Annotated in this window: 12 protein-coding genes; 3 read left to right on the forward strand and 9 right to left on the reverse strand. The window is 42.6% G+C overall.

Annotated elements, in window-relative coordinates; genetic code table 11:
- The first annotated feature begins 8 nt into the window (after positions 1–8).
- Positions 9–497, forward strand: coding sequence for an NUDIX hydrolase (locus RMY63_RS13965; protein ID WP_322729274.1), 489 nt, complete (start codon positions 9–11; stop codon positions 495–497).
- On the opposite strand, the gene RMY63_RS13970 is transcribed toward RMY63_RS13965, so the two are convergent.
- From RMY63_RS13970 to RMY63_RS13980, 3 genes are all read right to left on the reverse strand, one after another.
- Positions 494–1,228 carry an amino acid ABC transporter ATP-binding protein gene (locus tag RMY63_RS13970; protein ID WP_322729275.1) on the reverse strand — a complete coding sequence of 245 codons (735 nt, stop codon included), beginning with the start codon at positions 1,226–1,228 and terminating at the stop codon, positions 494–496. The genes RMY63_RS13965 and RMY63_RS13970 overlap by 4 nt on opposite strands.
- Complete coding sequence (locus RMY63_RS13975) at positions 1,221–2,705, reverse strand: ABC transporter permease subunit (protein ID WP_322729276.1); 1,485 nt, start codon at positions 2,703–2,705, stop codon at positions 1,221–1,223. The genes RMY63_RS13970 and RMY63_RS13975 overlap by 8 nt, the downstream gene beginning before the upstream one ends.
- A 273-nt stretch (positions 2,706–2,978) precedes the next feature.
- On the reverse strand, positions 2,979–3,569 hold the full coding sequence (locus RMY63_RS13980) for a TetR/AcrR family transcriptional regulator (protein WP_322729277.1): 591 nt from the start codon (positions 3,567–3,569) through the stop codon (positions 2,979–2,981).
- A gap of 50 nt (positions 3,570–3,619) precedes the next feature.
- Between RMY63_RS13980 and RMY63_RS13985 the strand changes: the two genes are divergently transcribed.
- Entirely contained in the window at positions 3,620–4,174 is a 555-nt protein-coding gene (locus RMY63_RS13985) for a hypothetical protein (RefSeq protein WP_322729278.1), read from the forward strand.
- Here RMY63_RS13985 and RMY63_RS13990 read toward each other — a convergent pair.
- The 5 genes from RMY63_RS13990 to RMY63_RS14010 form a co-directional block, all read right to left on the reverse strand.
- On the reverse strand, positions 4,157–5,338 hold the full coding sequence (locus RMY63_RS13990; protein ID WP_322729279.1) for a 2-dehydropantoate 2-reductase: 1,182 nt from the start codon (positions 5,336–5,338) through the stop codon (positions 4,157–4,159). The genes RMY63_RS13985 and RMY63_RS13990 overlap by 18 nt on opposite strands.
- A gap of 35 nt (positions 5,339–5,373) precedes the next feature.
- Positions 5,374–6,243, reverse strand: coding sequence for an inositol monophosphatase family protein (locus RMY63_RS13995; protein ID WP_322729280.1), 870 nt, complete (start codon positions 6,241–6,243; stop codon positions 5,374–5,376).
- Positions 6,244–6,836: 593 nt separating this feature from the next.
- Positions 6,837–7,439, reverse strand: a complete 603-nt coding sequence (locus RMY63_RS14000; protein ID WP_322729281.1) for a PEP-CTERM sorting domain-containing protein — start codon at positions 7,437–7,439, stop codon at positions 6,837–6,839.
- 95 nt (positions 7,440–7,534) lie between these two features.
- A complete protein-coding gene (locus RMY63_RS14005; protein ID WP_322729282.1) occupies positions 7,535–8,902 on the reverse strand; it encodes a protein kinase domain-containing protein in 1,368 nt (455 codons plus the stop codon).
- 113 nt (positions 8,903–9,015) lie between these two features.
- Entirely contained in the window at positions 9,016–10,563 is a 1,548-nt protein-coding gene (locus RMY63_RS14010; protein ID WP_322729283.1) for a serine/threonine-protein kinase, read from the reverse strand.
- Between the two features lie 200 nt (positions 10,564–10,763).
- On the opposite strand from RMY63_RS14010, the gene RMY63_RS14015 reads away from it, so the two are divergent.
- Positions 10,764–11,408: a hypothetical protein gene (locus RMY63_RS14015; protein ID WP_322729284.1), complete on the forward strand. Its 645-nt coding sequence runs from the start codon at positions 10,764–10,766 to the stop codon at positions 11,406–11,408.
- Positions 11,409–11,631: 223 nt separating this feature from the next.
- On the opposite strand, the gene RMY63_RS14020 is transcribed toward RMY63_RS14015, so the two are convergent.
- The gene (locus RMY63_RS14020; protein ID WP_322729285.1) at positions 11,632–16,044 is read right to left on the reverse strand and encodes a beta strand repeat-containing protein; all 4,413 of its coding nucleotides are present in this window, start codon (positions 16,042–16,044) and stop codon (positions 11,632–11,634) included.
- Between the last annotated feature and the right edge of the window lie 171 nt (positions 16,045–16,215).

Raw genomic sequence — 16,215 nt, forward strand, 5'->3', positions numbered from 1 at the left:
TTCTGGTTATGGCGAATTGGTCAGACTCTTATCTTGGCAAATTACGACAAGTTGTGGGCGATCGCCTACTTCTATTATTTGGCGTACGTGTGATTATTGAAGATAGCTTAGGGCGCGTTTTGTTGCAAAAGCGGAGTGATTTCGGAATTTGGGGGCTACCTGGCGGTTGTCCTGAAGTCGGTGAATCTGCTGAAGAATGTTCAGCACGAGAGGTTTTTGAAGAAACTGGTTTAACGGTTAAGCGTTTTGCAGGTGTGGGGTTTTCTTCTAACCCAGCCTTTGAAACTGTAACCTATCCCAATGGCGATCGCGTGCAAAACTTCATTTTGATTTTGCGAGCTGTTGAATGGTCAGGCAGTGTCGCTTGCTTAGATGGAGAATCCCTGGCACTGGAATTTTTTGATTTGGCTGATTTACCTACGTTAATGCCAAACGATCGCCCTGTTTTGCAAAAGTTTCAAGAATATAAAAAAAGCGGCGAATTTCTGATGTTCTAAAGCATTTTTTCTAAGAACTGCTTGGCGCGATCGCACTGAGGATTTTGGAAAAATTTGCCAGGAGTAGTATCTTCTGCTAAACTACCCTGGTCAAGGAACATAATCCGATTGGCAACAACTCTTGCAAACCCCATTTCATGGGTAACGATCGCCATTGTCATTCCAGATAATGCTAAAGCTTTCATCACTTCCAGCACATCTTTAACCATTTCTGGATCAAGAGCAGAAGTGGGTTCATCAAACAAAATCATCTCAGGTTGCATTGCTAATGCCCGAGCGATCGCTACTCGTTGTTTCTGTCCCCCCGATAGTTTAGATGGGTACACCTCAGCTTTTGGCTCTAAACCTACCTTAGCAAGCAATTCTAAGCCATGTTCTTGTGCTTTTTGCTTATTTATTCCTTTCACCTTTATAGGCGCGTAGGTGACATTTTGCAGCACATTCATGTGGGGAAACAAATTAAAATGTTGAAATACCATCACCAATTGCTGGCGTACTTTAGCAATGTTTGCCTTGGGCTTGGTAATTTCTTGGTCGTGAAAGTAGATTCTGCCTCTGGTGGGTTGTTCTAGCAAGTTTATGCATCGCAGAAAGGTAGACTTACCTGAACCAGAAGGGCCCAGTATAGCAACCACTTCCCCTTGGTAAAACTCAGTGGAAATATCTTTGAGTACCTCAAGTTTGCCAAAGGATTTACATAAGAATTCCGTGCGAATTAGTACATTACTCACTTTCCCGTAACCTCCTTTCTAAAGCGGATGCACCCAAGGTCATACCCATTACCAAAACATAGTAGATTAACCCTGCAAATAGCAGTGGTTCAAAATAAATATACTTATTTGCACCAACGATTTGGGCGCTGCGTAATATTTCCACCACCCCAATCGTTGACACCAGCGCCGAATCTTTGAGCAATCCGATAGTTTCATTTACCAATGCTGGGAGAATGTTCTTTAATGCTTGGGGCAAAATCACATCCCACATCATCAACCAATAGGGAACACCCATAGACATCGCCGCTTCACTTTGCCCTTTATCCACCGCTTGAATCCCACCCCTGATGGTTTCCGACATATAAGCACCAGAATTTAGGGTAAAAGTTAGCACCCCAGCTTCCAATGCGGAAATGTCATAACCTGTAAGCTGGGGTGTTGCGTAGTAAACTAACGCCAACTGTAATAACAAAGGCGTACCTCGGAAAACAGAAGTGTAGGCGTTAGCAACCCAGGTAAGCGGTTTGATGCTGAGAATTTTTAATAGAGATAGGATTGTTCCCCAGATTAACCCCAAGGTTACAGATAATAGCGTGAACAACAAAGTTAAAGGGATTCCCCGCAGAATAAAGGGAATGTCGGGAAGAATTCTGGTGAAGTCAAGATTCAATCCGCCTTTAGCAGGAGTTGAGGATGCAGGATTAGCGGTAGTGTTCTGTGAAAACCATTTGGCAACAAGCTTATTCAATGTGCCATCGTCTTTCATTTGTTGAAGGACTTTGTTAAACAGTTCTACAAAAGAAGAACCTTTAGGAAAAGCGATCGCCGATCCACTTGCTTCCTCTGAGGGAATAATGTTAAATTCTAAATCTGGGTTAGCTTGGGCAAATCCCTTAGCAACAGTATCCTCAACAATTGCTACATCAATTCGCCCAGATTTGATTTCTTGAACTACTTCCGGCACTTTGTTGAGTTGCTTTAGCTGAATATCTGCAACTTTTTTAGCAATTTTCTGAGCATTTTGTTCTTGTATCGTTCCTAGTTGCACCCCAACTTTTTTTCCTGATAAGTCTTGGGGCTGCTTCAGATTGCTACCTTTAGGAGCGACAATTGTATCTTTGGCTTCGTAATAAATAATTGAAAAATCAACATTTTTTTGACGTTCTGGAGTCGGAGTCATCCCAGCCATTACAAAGTCAGCGCGATTTGCTTGGAGTGCAGGGATTAATCCATTAAAATCGGATTCCATTATTTGAAGTTTAAACCCTAGTTTTTCAGCAAGGGTTTTGGCAATATCTATATCAAAGCCAATGATTTGGCGATCGCCTCCTTTTGTATCATAAAACTCATAAGGAGGATAATCTGGCGAAGTAATCATCGTCAGCGTGTCTTTCCCTAAAGATGAGGCAGCTTTTAGAGAGTTACTATGTCCGATGATGCTGATTTCTACTACTGTTAGAACCAGTATCGTTAATAGCCATACTTTTTTTTTCATGAACTTGATATTTCTTTAGAGACAGCCTCTAAAAAAGAAGGGTCAACATAATTCGTAATTGATAATTCGTAATTCGTAGTTATAACCAGTGGGCGCTTGAACCCACCACGCTCTTGAAGACCACCAAATATTTGATTTAGTGGGGGCTTGCACCCATTTAATTACGAATTACGAATTACGAATTAGTAATTATTTGGTCATATTAGCAGCTAGCCAAATATTTTAGTGGATCTAGAAGTTTTGTGCAGAAGTTTTTGAATCTGCATTTGTTTTTTAAACCACTTTATCTTTTAACAGAAAATCTAGAAGACGGCGAACATAAGCACTCCACGATTCAGCAACAGGTGGAAAAACTGATGCATAAAGCATAATACTGCTGATTGTGTCGAAGAATAAATCAGAGTCGGCATCGGCTTGAAATTCACCTCGCTCTTTCGCACGTTTTAGCACGATCGCAAAAGCTTCCCGTCGAGGCTGTAGATATTTTGTCCAATACATCTGAGCAAACTGAGGATTGGTTAATGCAGTACTAACAATCATGGCAACAGTCTGTTTTCCTAAAGAGTTGAGTGTAAGTTGTGCAGCATTCTCAATCAGAAAATCTATGTCACCCCAGAAACTCCCTGTATCAGATATCGCAACTTCTTGTCTAAGACTTTCAATCGCATCTGCAATCAACTCTTCCTTGGAACTATATCGTCGATAAATCGTAGTTTTGCCTACTCCAGCACGGGCAGCGATCGCATCAACACTCATCTCAGTAAAACCAACCTCTATCAGTAAATCAATTGTCGCTTGCAGAATTGCCTGATGAGACTCAACACTGCGAGGTCTTCCAGGTCGCTTTTTAGCAGGTTCACTCATGTAGCAAGAACTTCATATTAATTTTTATCTCTGACAAGCTACAAATGTGATTGACATTTGTATTTAATATTATCGATACTAATAGTATCGATAATATTATTGGCAAACCTATGTCTTTGCGAACTCGACCCCAATATACCAACAAAAATAGCACTCAAACTTTACGTCAAGGACTAGAGGAATACTACGCGGTCAATTTCGATCTCACTCATCCCAGTACTCAACCAGAGGATTTTGCCAAAATCTTATTTGCTCATGATGCTAGTCACGTCATTTATGGCTGTGATACAGATATGTACGACGAACTTAAGATTTTGCCTCTGACATTTTGGACAAGTGACTTCAAATTTAGAGATTGGTTGCGTGAGCGGCAAAATCCATCTGTAAATGTGATGTACGAAGACTTGATCAAACGTCATGGTGTGATTTGGTTGTATAGTTCCATCTTTTTTGAATTACTGCGATTAATGCCAGAGTTGATTTCAATGTGGTTAAAAACTCGCAATCATCAGATTTTTGTCCCATTTCTTAACTTTGAACCAATGTTAGACCGTTCACTGTTAGAAATTCGTCAAGAGTTTGACCTTTTACCTTTCATCAAATAGACTTTTGTGTTTGGTTGCCTCTAACAACTTAACACTGGCATAAATCGCATCAATATAAGGTGTGGGAATTTGAGTCAGTTTTCCCAATTCTGCCACCGCGCCAACGATCGCGTCTATCTCCGTAGCCCGTCCGGCTTCAATATCTTGTAGCATTGAGGTTTTATGGGCACCAACGTTTTCTGCACCATTAATTCGCGCCTCCAAAGTAATGCCAAACTTTATACCCAAATTTTCGGCGATCGCTTGAGTTTCACTCATCATTTGCCGCGCTAGTTCACGGGTGAGGGGATAGCGGCAAATATCCTCTAGAGTAGCACCAGTTAAAGCACTGATCGGATTAAATGCCACATTTCCCCACAACTTGATCCAAATTTCCGTGCGAATTTGATTGCGGATTGGTGCTTTGAATCCTGCCTGTTTTAAAGTCTGTGCTAATGATTGAATGCGTTCTGTTTTAGTGCCGTCGATTTCACCGAGAGTAAAGCGATCGCCTTCAATATGTTTAATTACACCTGGTTCAATTATCTCAGTTGCCGGGTAAACCACACAACCAATGGCACGTTCAGCACCGATACTAGTTTCAATAATCCCATCTGGATCGACAGATTGAATCCGCGTACCTTCATATTCGCCGCCATGCTGACGAAAGTACCACCAAGGAACGCCATTTTGGGCTGTCACCACCATCGTCTGACGATTGTAGAGTGCAGGAAGAAAAGGTGCGATCGCAGGTACACTGTGAGCCTTCACAGTTAAAATTACTACATCTTGTGGCTTTGCTGACTGAATATCGCTAGTTGCCAAAGTCGGAGTAGCAATTTGGCTGGAACCGTCTGCCATAAGCAACTTCAGCCCCTTTTTTTGAATTGCTTCCAAATGAGAACCACGCGCGATTAGTGTCACCTCTTCACCTGCCAGTGCCAGTTTTGCCCCTAAATATCCACCAATCGCACCAGCGCCAACAATACAGATTTTCATTTTGTCAAAAGAAATATTAAGTCGTGGAAGACGGTATCCAGTCGTTTGTGATCTAGACCGAATACCTTGGACTAGCTTACCTTCAACATCAACCTGTGAATATAACAGTACCCATCGGTGAAAGTATCCTTTTCTTTGTCGGTCATCCGCCTTACCTTTGTCATAGGCGACACTAAAATGGTACAAACAATCGAATTATCATCTCCAAACCGATATTGCCCTCAAACAGCTACGCTTTGCAGCGCTGACAGCAGGTCTTGATGAACATATTTTGAGGCAGCTACGATCAATCCAGGCAGACTATAGTTTTGACAAGTATGCAGTGGCGGTAAAGTCGAACCGTCCAGAGTAGTTACAATCCAGCCAGCCTCTTTCGCAATAAAAGCGAGTGCAGCACTATCAAGAAATTTACCCGCTTTAATGACTGCTCCACTCAAGTCGCCACTGAGAATACCATTGAGATTGGGAATTTGAATATCACTAGAGTAATCAGTTGCTATATCGATTACTTTATATCGATCTTTTAAAAAATGTGCGATCGAATTCATTCCCCATCCCAACAAAATAGAAGAATTGGCGGATGTTATATGTAAAGGGGCACAAGCTGCTAAGTTCATTTCCAGCGTCCCTTTAAAAGCACCTTCACCTCGAAGGGCATAAAAATAAATGTTTTGGGCAGGAGAAATGGCAATTACTGCTTCAAAGTCATCCGAATTTAGAATACTGAGAATAATTTGGTAATTAGAATGTCCATCCATATAAAACTTTGTGCCATCAATCGGGTCGAGTGTGACTAAATAATCACCTTTTGATCCGAGGTCGATACCGCGAAAATACTTGGTATTATTAGAACCTTCATATTCTTCACCATAAAAGCGAATATCTGGGAAAGTTCCTAGTAATACTACTTCTACCAGATTTTGAATAGCCACATCTGCATCAGTAAGGGCGGCAGCAAAAAAGTTTTTTGCTTGTTCTTTGGCAGGAAGTGCAGCAATTTTTGGTTGAAGAAAATGGGCATAGGCTGCTGCCACTTTGAGATGGGGGAGTAAAGTCTCTAAAATTAATCGAGTAGTTGGTTTTGTGGACATTGCAGCAAACTCCTTTTAGAAATAATCTACCGTTGGCAGGGCGATAGAATTCTATATCTAGACAAAATTACGGTATCATTTTGATGCAATGATACCACCGTTGCTATATTACTTTAATCTGTATGTCTCAAAAAGCCTATAGAGAGATTGCAATTTTTATCGTCAAATTAAAGGTTTAAGACCGAACGTCAACATTTAGTACAACATTTCATTAATTCATAGCGAATTAAATTTGGCAATATCCTACAATCCCAATGCGTCGGCTTACATTGTTAACAAAGTGTAGGGGTTTAAATCCCCGGCTTTTATCAAGCCGCAAGTGTTGTGGCTCTTGTCTTTATTCCCGTTACAACACGGAAAAAGCGAATTGCCAATTGCGAATTGCGAATTGTGAATTGCGAATTGGTTTAATGGGTTCCCCTGCATTAAAAACACTACGCTTTTACGCAAAACTGTACTTAGCTAAAGTTACCCTACAAAAAGCAAGCTACAATCGGGTTTTAAATTCCTATCTGAAACTCTCTTTTCTACCAAGACGCTATGCGTAGCTTGCTTCCCTGTAAGGGTACAATTTTGAATTGTTATTGATGGTATTAGGAAACTTTTTCGAGCTTCTTCTGAGTAAATTTGGATAGCTTGTGGCGTTTGAGTAATGAAAGTGGGCCAAGAGTACCAAGAATAAGTAAGCTAAGGATAGAAGCGGGTTCAGGAACAGTGATTATAGTTGCAGAAAAATTAATGGGTAACTCACTATCTTCCAATCCCAAATTTTCAAAACCTGGTATGATTGGCGGTGCAGAAAAAACCTCTAAATAACCTGGTGTCGGCAAAAAACTTGCGAAAAATGGACTAGAATAGTTTCCTTCCGAAGTGGAATACCCAAAACCATCACCTGTTAGCTGCTGACTATTAAGACTAATTAAATTATCAACATTAAAAGGTTCGTTTCCTGGTATTGGAGTCCCGGCGGATTGCAGACCAGTAATTGTTTCACCATTTCGTGTACCAGTAATTTCAGTAATCAAGTAAAAACCCAAATCGTTAGGGGTGTCATTAGTGGTAAAAGTACCGTTCGCCGCTACGCCAGTACCAAAATAATTCCAACTCCAACTTAAAGCAGAAGCAGCTGGCATTGTCCCGAAAACTGATCCAGATATGGTGGCGAGGGCTATGGCAGATAGAGTTAGATTTTTCATGGAAGTTGTTAGTGCGATCGCGGATCATAGTAGAAGGTTCCCGTGTATTATACGGAATTCGTAATTCACATAGATAAAAACTGCTGTAAACTCTACTATGACAACGCACTTAACAATGCCCGCTTAAATTCAGCTGCACTCTTAAAATGGATTTCTGGCTTATCAACCAATGCCAAATCAATCACCTGCGCTAGGGGTTGGATAATTGTTGCATCTCGTTGGCGAATTGGTATGGGATTATTCTGTAAAACTGCCAGAAAAGGATCGCCTGTGAAGTTGCGGGGGAAACAACCTGTTAGCATATTGTAGAGACAAGCCGCAACTGCCCAAATATCTACCTCCGGTTGGGCATATTTAAAGTTAAGCACCTGCTGTCGCGGCATGAAAACGGGAGTACCTGCTTGAGTTCCAGTCAAAGTTTGACCACTTAAACCAGCCAAGTCAAAGGCTTTAGATAAGCCGTAATCACCGATTTTAGCCACCAGTTTTCCGTCAATATTAGTCAAGAAGATGTTACTCGGTTTCAGGTCGCGGTGAACTATACCTTTACCTTTGCCAAACTTCCCATTAGCCAGTTTGACATAGGGAAGTTCAACATTGTGGGCATATTCTAAAGCGTCTAAAATTTGCAGAATAATCGGTACAGCAATATCAACAGACAATCGCCCACCCAGTTGTTGCATGAAATCCCAGACAGTACCGCCCTCACAGTATTCCATTGTAAAAAAGAAGATGATTTCCGAAAAGCCACAATCCATCAGTTGCACTACATGAGGATGTTGCAAAGCCTTGGTGTTTTCCGTCTCCCGGAGAAACATCTGCACAGCGAAGTTATTCGCCGCCACTGCTGGTAACATGACCTTTAAGGCTATGAACTTGCCAGAGTGATTATCCCGTGCTAGGTAAACTTCGCCGAATTCACTAGTGCTGAGAAGTTTGACAAGATTATAACCCCTAATTGCTTTGAGGTTGCGATCGCCACTCTCAGCCAAATTCAGAAAGTATTTGATGATATCTAAGAAATGAGGCTGTTGTACTGGGTTATTTTTGACAGTAACATCGTCAGGGATGAGGGTTGGTGGACTTACTTCTTTTTGGTATACTTCTGTACTAACTTGAAAGACAGTGTGACCTAAGTTGATTTCGTCGCCTGTTTGTAAGTCATACTCTGGAAAGTTGAATTTTACAGCTTCTTCAGCCGTTTGATTTGGTTGGCGTTGTCCGATGTTTTTACCGTTAATGTAAGTGCCATTTTTACTACCAAAGTCCCGCACCCGAATATTAGGAGGATTAATATCCAGTAGACAGTGATAGCGAGAGATGCCCCGATGATTCTGATCATCTGGTAACTGGGGATTGCAATCTGGACTTCTACCGATGATGCAGCTAGTGCGGCAGTCAAAAATATATTTCTGTCCTAATAATTGTCCTTGGATAACGGTGAGGATGATTTTAGCTGACATCTGAACAATAAAAAATTAATGTCCACGATCATAGCTTACCTGTATCAGATGTCACATTGGTGAACCACTGATGTCCCGCAAAGTCTCTGAGATTAAATCCGGTTAAATACTGATTACAAATCTTGATGGGAAAGAAAACAGCCACAACCCCACATAAAACCATGATGAGGGAGGGGGAGGTGTCCGTATGGTGCATTTAAATTCCAAGTACACAGGTGTCTGGAGTATAAGATCCATTCTCCATCTTTTTTCCAACCGACGCGATCGGCAAAAGCTTCCCAAGTTTTTTTATCGTAATTTCTAGTTCCACCCAGACTTTGATGAATGCGCTTTTGCACCGAAAAACCAAAGCGTCCGTCGCTGTATTTTACCCACAACTTGTCAATGGTACGGATGTCCTCACAGGGAAAGTCGTCAATGTCTTGAGGGCGAAACCAGCCTTCCTTTTCTCTTTTAGGGACTGCTAACATAACTCGCGTCGCCTCTTCATTTGCTTCTTTCCACTCTCCATCTGCTAGTAAATCTCGCAATCGGGTGTAATCTATGCCTACAGCAGAGATTAACTTCATCTCAGGCGATTTTTCTTCAGACTCCGGCACTGATTTTAGACCTTTTTGGGATGGCAATCCTATATGTTTAACAATCCAATCCTTTACCCTGTCGCTAATTTGAGGATTAAATTGCCTTGGCAACACTACAGTTATGCTTTCCTCTGATTTTTCTTTATCTATCCCCAGCAATGCTTTAGACTCTGACGCCAATTGCTGCAACTCTGGAGATGCCAACGCCAAACTTTTGATATCTGAAATTAACTGTTCCCTCTCCTGTTGACGTGGTTTGGTGCTAGCAATACCCAGCAATTCTCGAAACTCTAATACAGACTGTAGACGCTCTTGAGGTTGCAACGCCATTCCCTTGATAATCGCATCATTTACTTTGTCGCTAATTTGGGGATTAAATTGCTTTGGTGGTGGTAAGGGTATACCCTTATCCCTAAAATTAGCAGGAAAAGGTACCTCGTTTGTGAGCAAACTATACAGCGTCGCAGCTAAGGCATAAACATCAGTATAATGACCAAAATTGCCCTGTCTTTCATACTGTTCAATGGGTGCATAACCATTGGTTCTTTCGTTAGTCATGCTTCCCACTTGTCCAATGGTATATTCTCTTGCTAACCCAAAATCAATTAAAACTGCTTCTGATTTACCAGAACGCAAAATAATATTGTTGGGTTTGACATCTCGATGTAAAAACCCCTGTTTATGGATATATTCTAAAGCCTGACTTACTTGGTCAATGGAACGTAAGGCTTCATCTTCTGACAATTGCCCATGTTGTTCAAGATAAACACCTAAATCTTCTCCATCAATATATTCCATTACCATGCCCCAGAGGGTATCTTCTTGGATAACTTCATAGACTTGGACAATATGGGCATGGCTGCATCTGGCTAACCGCAAGGCTTCATTGACAAATTTTACCTGTCGCTGCTGGAAGTCTTCTTTACTTTGTTGAATATGGTTGAGGGTTTTGATAACAACTAATTTACCTGTAGCCTGTTCTATGGCACTATAGGTGACACCAAAGCCACCGCCACCAAGGACTTTTTGTATAATGAATCTTCCGTTGTCCAGATGTTGATTGGGCGTCCAAAGTTTCATTGATTTATAGCTTGATTTATAACTTGTAAATATATTCGCGTGAACTCACTCCTAATCCTTCGCTGCAAGTAAGGGGAGGAAAATTTTTCCCTCTTTCTCCTGGCAGAGTTAAAAGGTGAGGTTCTACTTGAAGTCTTCTATTGCTGTTTTAACAGCATGTACTTATTTTTTCCAATACTCAGAATGGTTATACTGCCTCTATGCCTACAGAAAACTTTATGGATATTTTATTTTATAACTGGCAATATACACTCCAACCCTTTGGCGTTGACCAGGTAGCGGCTGAGAAAGCCTTTAATCTCTTGGTTGAAGCTTACTCTACCCCTGGTCGTTATTACCATACACTGAAACATATCGATCGCGTCCTCAGCACAATTCAGATTTTGCAAGGCTACACGAATAACCTAGCTGCTGTTCAACTAGCTGCCTGGTTTCACGATGTAGTGTATGACACTGAAGCTAAAGATAACGAAGAACGAAGTGCAGACTATGCTTTTGAGTTGCTGAGTAAGTTGGGTATTCTAGAAAGTACTATAATTACTGTCACTCGTCTGATTCTGAACACTAAAGACCATCAAGCTGCGGTAAATGACTATGATAGCCAAGTCCTAATTGATGCAGATTTAGCGATTTTGGCTATCAACCCAGTTGATTATCAAGAATACGCCCATGCCATTCGTCAGGAATATGCCTGGGTGGCAGAGGCAGAGTATATCACAGGTCGTCGGCAAGTTTTAGAACGATTTGTACAGCGATCGCGTATCTATTTTACGCCTTTAATGTTAGAGTTCGCCGAACCATCTGCCCGCAATAATATCCAGAGAGAAATTCAGTCTTTAGGTTAAACTGACCAAATAAGAGAAAAGTAAAAAGTTAAAAGGTGAGCCACTGCGGTGGACGGGTTCCCTGGCATAAAGCAAGTGGCGTTAGCGAGCTTGCGTTCGCGTAGCGTCTCGTAGAGAGCGTCACCCGAAGGGCAAAAGAAAGAAGATAGGACTAACCTTTAATGAAATAAATGATATTTTAACGTGAGTCTCTGTTGGAGACTCACGTTATAGTTAGCTTTCGTTAGGCAATGACAGTAATATTTGCACTACTAAGCACTGCCTGATTGGAGAAGAGGGCAATTTGAACTTGTGCAGCCTTACCAACCCCATCAGCGTCAAAGAAAAGATTACCGGTAGTTTGATCGTAGATAAAGCGATCGCTTGCTATTGTAGCACTAGTCCCAAGTCGGAACAAGCTGGTATTGAGGGTAGTATTCGGAGATTGGCTCAGTGCGAATTCTGCCTTGGAAACGAAGATAGTATCATCTCCAACAGTAAAATCAGCAATGGTATCATAGCCTCCAGTGCGGCTACCAGCCAGATCAAAACTATCTCGCCCAGTTCCACCAGTCAATACATCTCGACCAACTGCACCAGTGAGTACATCGTCACCTGCACCACCGAACAAGGTGTCATTGCCTGAGTTCCCAAAGAGGCTATCGTTGCCATCTCCTCCTGTTAACGTGTTAGCAGCATTATTTCCTGTGAGGATATTATCGAGGCTGTTACCAGTACCATTAATTGTCCCAGTTCCAGTCAAAGTCAAGTTCTCCAAGTTATTTCCCAACACCCAGTTCACCGAAGACTTGACTAAATCTGTACCTGCATTTAAGCCTTCAGTAATCAAATCGTTGAGGTTGTCTACAGTGTAAATGTCATTGCCGACTCCACCATCAAGACTGTCAGTCCCTGCACCTCCATCCAAGGTGTCATCGCCTGCACCGCCGAACAAGATGTCATTGCCTGAGCTACCAAAGAGGCTATCGTTGCCATCAACTCCATTCAAGATGTTAGCACCAGTATTTCCCGTCAGAATGTTGTTAAGACTGTTACCAGTACCATTGATTGCTGTGCTTCCAGTCAGAGTCAAGTTCTCCAGATTATCTGCCAACACCCAAGTTACCGAAGACTTAACTAAATCAGTGCCTGCATTTAAGCCTTCAGTAATCGCATCGCTGAGGTTATCTACAGTGTAAATATCATTGCCGACTCCACCATCAAGAGCATCAGCTCCTAAACCTCCATCTAAGATGTCATCACCTGCACCGCCCAACAAGGTGTCATTGCCTGCACCACCAATTAGGCTATCATTGCTATCTTCTCCGCTTAAGATGTTAGCGCCAGTATTTCCCGTGAGGATGTTCTTAAGGCTATTACCAGTACCATTGATTGCCCCACTTCCAGTCAGGGTTAAGTTCTCCAGGTTATTTCCCAACACCCAAGTTACCGAAGAATTAACTAAATCTGTACCTGCATTTAGACCTTCAGTAATAACATCGTTCAGGTTATCTACGATGTAAGTGTCATTACCGATTCCACCATCGAGACTATCAGCTCCCAAACCTCCACCTAAGGTGTCATTGCCTGCACCACCTAACAAGGTATCATTGCCGTCATCACCAAAGAGGTTATCATTACCACTTTCTCCACTCAAAATGTTAGCGGCAGTGTTTCCTATGAGGATGTTATTAAGACTGTTACCAGTACCATTGATTGCTGTGCTTCCAGTCATAGTCAAGTTCTCTAGGTTATTTCCCAACACCCAACTCACCGAAGACTTAACTAAATCTGTGCCTGCATTTAAGCCTTCAGTAATCGAATCGCTCAGGTTGTCTACGATGTAAGTATCATTGCCTTTACCACCGATGAGACTGTCAACTCCTGCACCACCATCTAAGGAATCATTTCCATCACCGCCATCAAGAGTGTCGTTATCACCTAGTCCTTTGAGGGTGTCATTGCCCTGCAATCCAGAGATGATATCCATGTTCACGGTACCAGTTAGGTTGTCTATACCTTGAGTACCATTAATCACATTAGTAGGTTGATTAATGGTCAAGTTGACAGTAGCAGTACTGCTACCTCCATGCCCATCATTTATGGTGTAAGTGAAGCTGTCAGAGCCATAATAGTTGGAGATAGGGGTATACGTGTAAGTACTGTTGCCGTTGTTAAATAAAGTTCCTTGACTAGGTTGAGTGAAGCTAGTAATGCTCAATACGTCACTGACATCCACATCTGTATCATTGCTCAACAGAGTAGTAGCACTAATGACAATAGGTGTATTTTTGTCTGTGGTGATGCTGTCGTTAACAGCAACGGGTGCATCATTCACCGCCGTAATATTAATATTGCGGGTAACGGCAGTACTATTAGCAGTCCCATCATTGACCACAAAGCTGACGGTACGAGATGTAGTACTGGGGTTGTCGCTGCTATTGGTATAAGTAATAGAACGCAGTGCGGTTTGATAGTTAGCAAGGGTGGCACTGCCGATTAAGGTTAAAATGCCTGTGCTGCTGTTGTAACTGCCGATAATCCCATTTTGGTTGGTGAAGGCGAGGGTATCTTGAGTAGAGGCGAAACCACTGCTAATGCTGATAGTGGCACTAACTAGGTTAGCGGAGTCTACGTCGCTGACGGTGATGCCTGAATCGATAGCTGTAGTGGCGTTCTCGGTGTATGCCAAGGCAGAGTTACTGGCAGTAGCAACGGCTGCATCATTCACTGCCGTAATATTAATATTGCGGGTAACGACGGTACTATTAGCAGTGCCATCATCGACTACAAAGCTGACGGTACGAGATGTAGTACTGGGGTTGTCGCTGCTGTTGGTATAAGTAACAGAACGTAGTGCAGTTTGATAATTAGCAACGGTGGAACTACCGATTAAGGTTAAAACGCCTGTGCTGCTGTTGTAGCTGCCCGTAATCCCATTTTGGTTGGTGAAGGCGAGGGTGTCTTGAGCAGAGACGAAACCACTGGTAATGCTGACAGTGGCACTAACTAGGTTAGCGGAGTCTACATCGCTGACGGTGATACCTGAGTCTATGGCTGTAGTGGCGTTCTCGGTGTATACCAGGGCAGAGTTGGTGGCAGTAGCAACGGGCGCATCATTCACCGCCGTAATATTAATACTGCGAGTAACGGCAGTACTATCAGCAATGCCATCATTAGCAACAAAGCTGATGATACGAGGTGTGAGATTGGGGTTATCACTGCTGTTGGTATAAGTAACGGAACGCAGTGCGGTTTGATAATTAGCAACAGTGGCACTGCCGGTTAAGGTTAAAACGCCTGTGCTGCTGTTGTAGCTGCCCGTAATCCCATTTTGGTTGGTGAAGGCGAGGGTGTCTTGAGCAGAAATAAAGCCACTGGTAATGCTGACGGTGGCACTAACTAGGTTAGCGGAGTCTACATCGCTGACGGTGATGCCTGAGTCGATGGTTGTAGTGGCGTTCTCAGTGTATGCCAAAGCAGAGGCAGAACCAGAGGTGATTGTCGGGCGAACTCCAGTGTTGTTGTATAGTTGGGCATATATCCCATCGTTAGACCCATCTTGCTCAAAGCTTTGCCAGGAAATGACAAAGTTCCCATCTGTTGCGATCGCAACAGATGGGTTATTTTGATTATCGGTGGTGGTGTTATTGACTTTAAATTCGTTCCCTTGAGCGACCCCAGAACTGTTGTAGCGTCGGGCATATATCCCATTGTTATCCCCGTCCTGACCTAAGCTAGTCCAAGAAATAACAAAATCCCCATTTGCATCCATCGCTACTGTGGGGTTCTTTTGATCGGATATCGTAGTACTATTGACTTTAAATTCGTTCCCTTGAGCTACCCCAGAACTGTTGTAGCATCGAGCATATATTCCATAACCAGACCCATCCTGACCATAGCTTTGCCAGGAAATGACAAAGTCCCCACTTGCATCCATCGCTACTGTGGGGCTAAGCTGATAACCGGTGGTGGTGGTGGTGTTATTGACTTGGAATTCGCCCCCAACAGCTATCCCAGAACTGTTGTAGCGTTGGGCATATATCCCATAGTAATCCCCGTCCTGACCATAGCTTTGCCAGGAAATGACAAAGTCTCCATCTGCATCTATCGCTATTGTGGAGTTATTTTGATTGCTGCTGGTGGTGCTATTTACTCTGAATTCGCTCCCAACAGCTACCCCAGCATTGTTGTAGCGTTGGGCATATATCCCATTACCAGAACCATCTTGACCAGTCCAAGAGATGACAAAATCCCCATCTGTATCTATCGCTATTGTGGAGTTAAATTGATTACCGCTGGTGGTACTATTGACTCTGAATTCAGTCCCAACAGCTATCCCAGCATTGTTGTAGCGTTGGGCATATATCCCGTTACCAGAAGCATCTTGACCAGTCCAGGAGATGACAAAGTCCCCATCTGCATCCATCGCTATTGTGGGGTTAAATTGATTACCGCTGGTGGTGCTATTGACTCTGAATTCGTCCCCAAGAGCCACCCCAGCACTGTTGTAGCGTTGGGCATATATCCCATTGCTAGACAACTCGTCTTGATCAAAGCTTTGCCAGGAAATAACAAAGTTCCCATTTGTATCTATCGCTACTGTGGAGTTAGATTGACTATTGTTGATGGAACTATTGACTTGAAACTCAGTCATAAAAAAACCTTTCTTAAAAACTAATAATTTGATTTCAACAATTACGCACTGATTAAGCAGACTCTCTACTCATTAGGAATCACCGCACTTGGTCGCAGCCAGTAGTTCAACTCTGGTGCAGTAAATGCTTGGCGGATTTCTTTTCGTTGGTAATTTCAAACCATCGGACGC

This window comes from Nostoc sp. ChiQUE01b (assembly GCF_034531255.1).
Taxonomy (GTDB): domain Bacteria; phylum Cyanobacteriota; class Cyanobacteriia; order Cyanobacteriales; family Nostocaceae; genus Nostoc.

Coding starts and splice junctions, on each gene's coding strand:
- RMY63_RS13965 (WP_322729274.1), top strand. CDS start 9: ATGGCGAATTGGTCAGACTCTTATCTTGGCAAATTACGACAAGTTGTG.
- RMY63_RS13975 (WP_322729276.1), bottom strand. CDS start 2,705: ATGAAAAAAAAAGTATGGCTATTAACGATACTGGTTCTAACAGTAGTA.
- RMY63_RS13980 (WP_322729277.1), bottom strand. CDS start 3,569: ATGAGTGAACCTGCTAAAAAGCGACCTGGAAGACCTCGCAGTGTTGAG.
- RMY63_RS13995 (WP_322729280.1), bottom strand. CDS start 6,243: ATGTCCACAAAACCAACTACTCGATTAATTTTAGAGACTTTACTCCCC.
- RMY63_RS14000 (WP_322729281.1), bottom strand. CDS start 7,439: ATGAAAAATCTAACTCTATCTGCCATAGCCCTCGCCACCATATCTGGA.
- RMY63_RS14005 (WP_322729282.1), bottom strand. CDS start 8,902: ATGTCAGCTAAAATCATCCTCACCGTTATCCAAGGACAATTATTAGGA.
- RMY63_RS14010 (WP_322729283.1), bottom strand. CDS start 10,563: ATGAAACTTTGGACGCCCAATCAACATCTGGACAACGGAAGATTCATT.
- RMY63_RS14015 (WP_322729284.1), top strand. CDS start 10,764: ATGCCTACAGAAAACTTTATGGATATTTTATTTTATAACTGGCAATAT.
- RMY63_RS14020 (WP_322729285.1), bottom strand. CDS start 16,044: ATGACTGAGTTTCAAGTCAATAGTTCCATCAACAATAGTCAATCTAAC.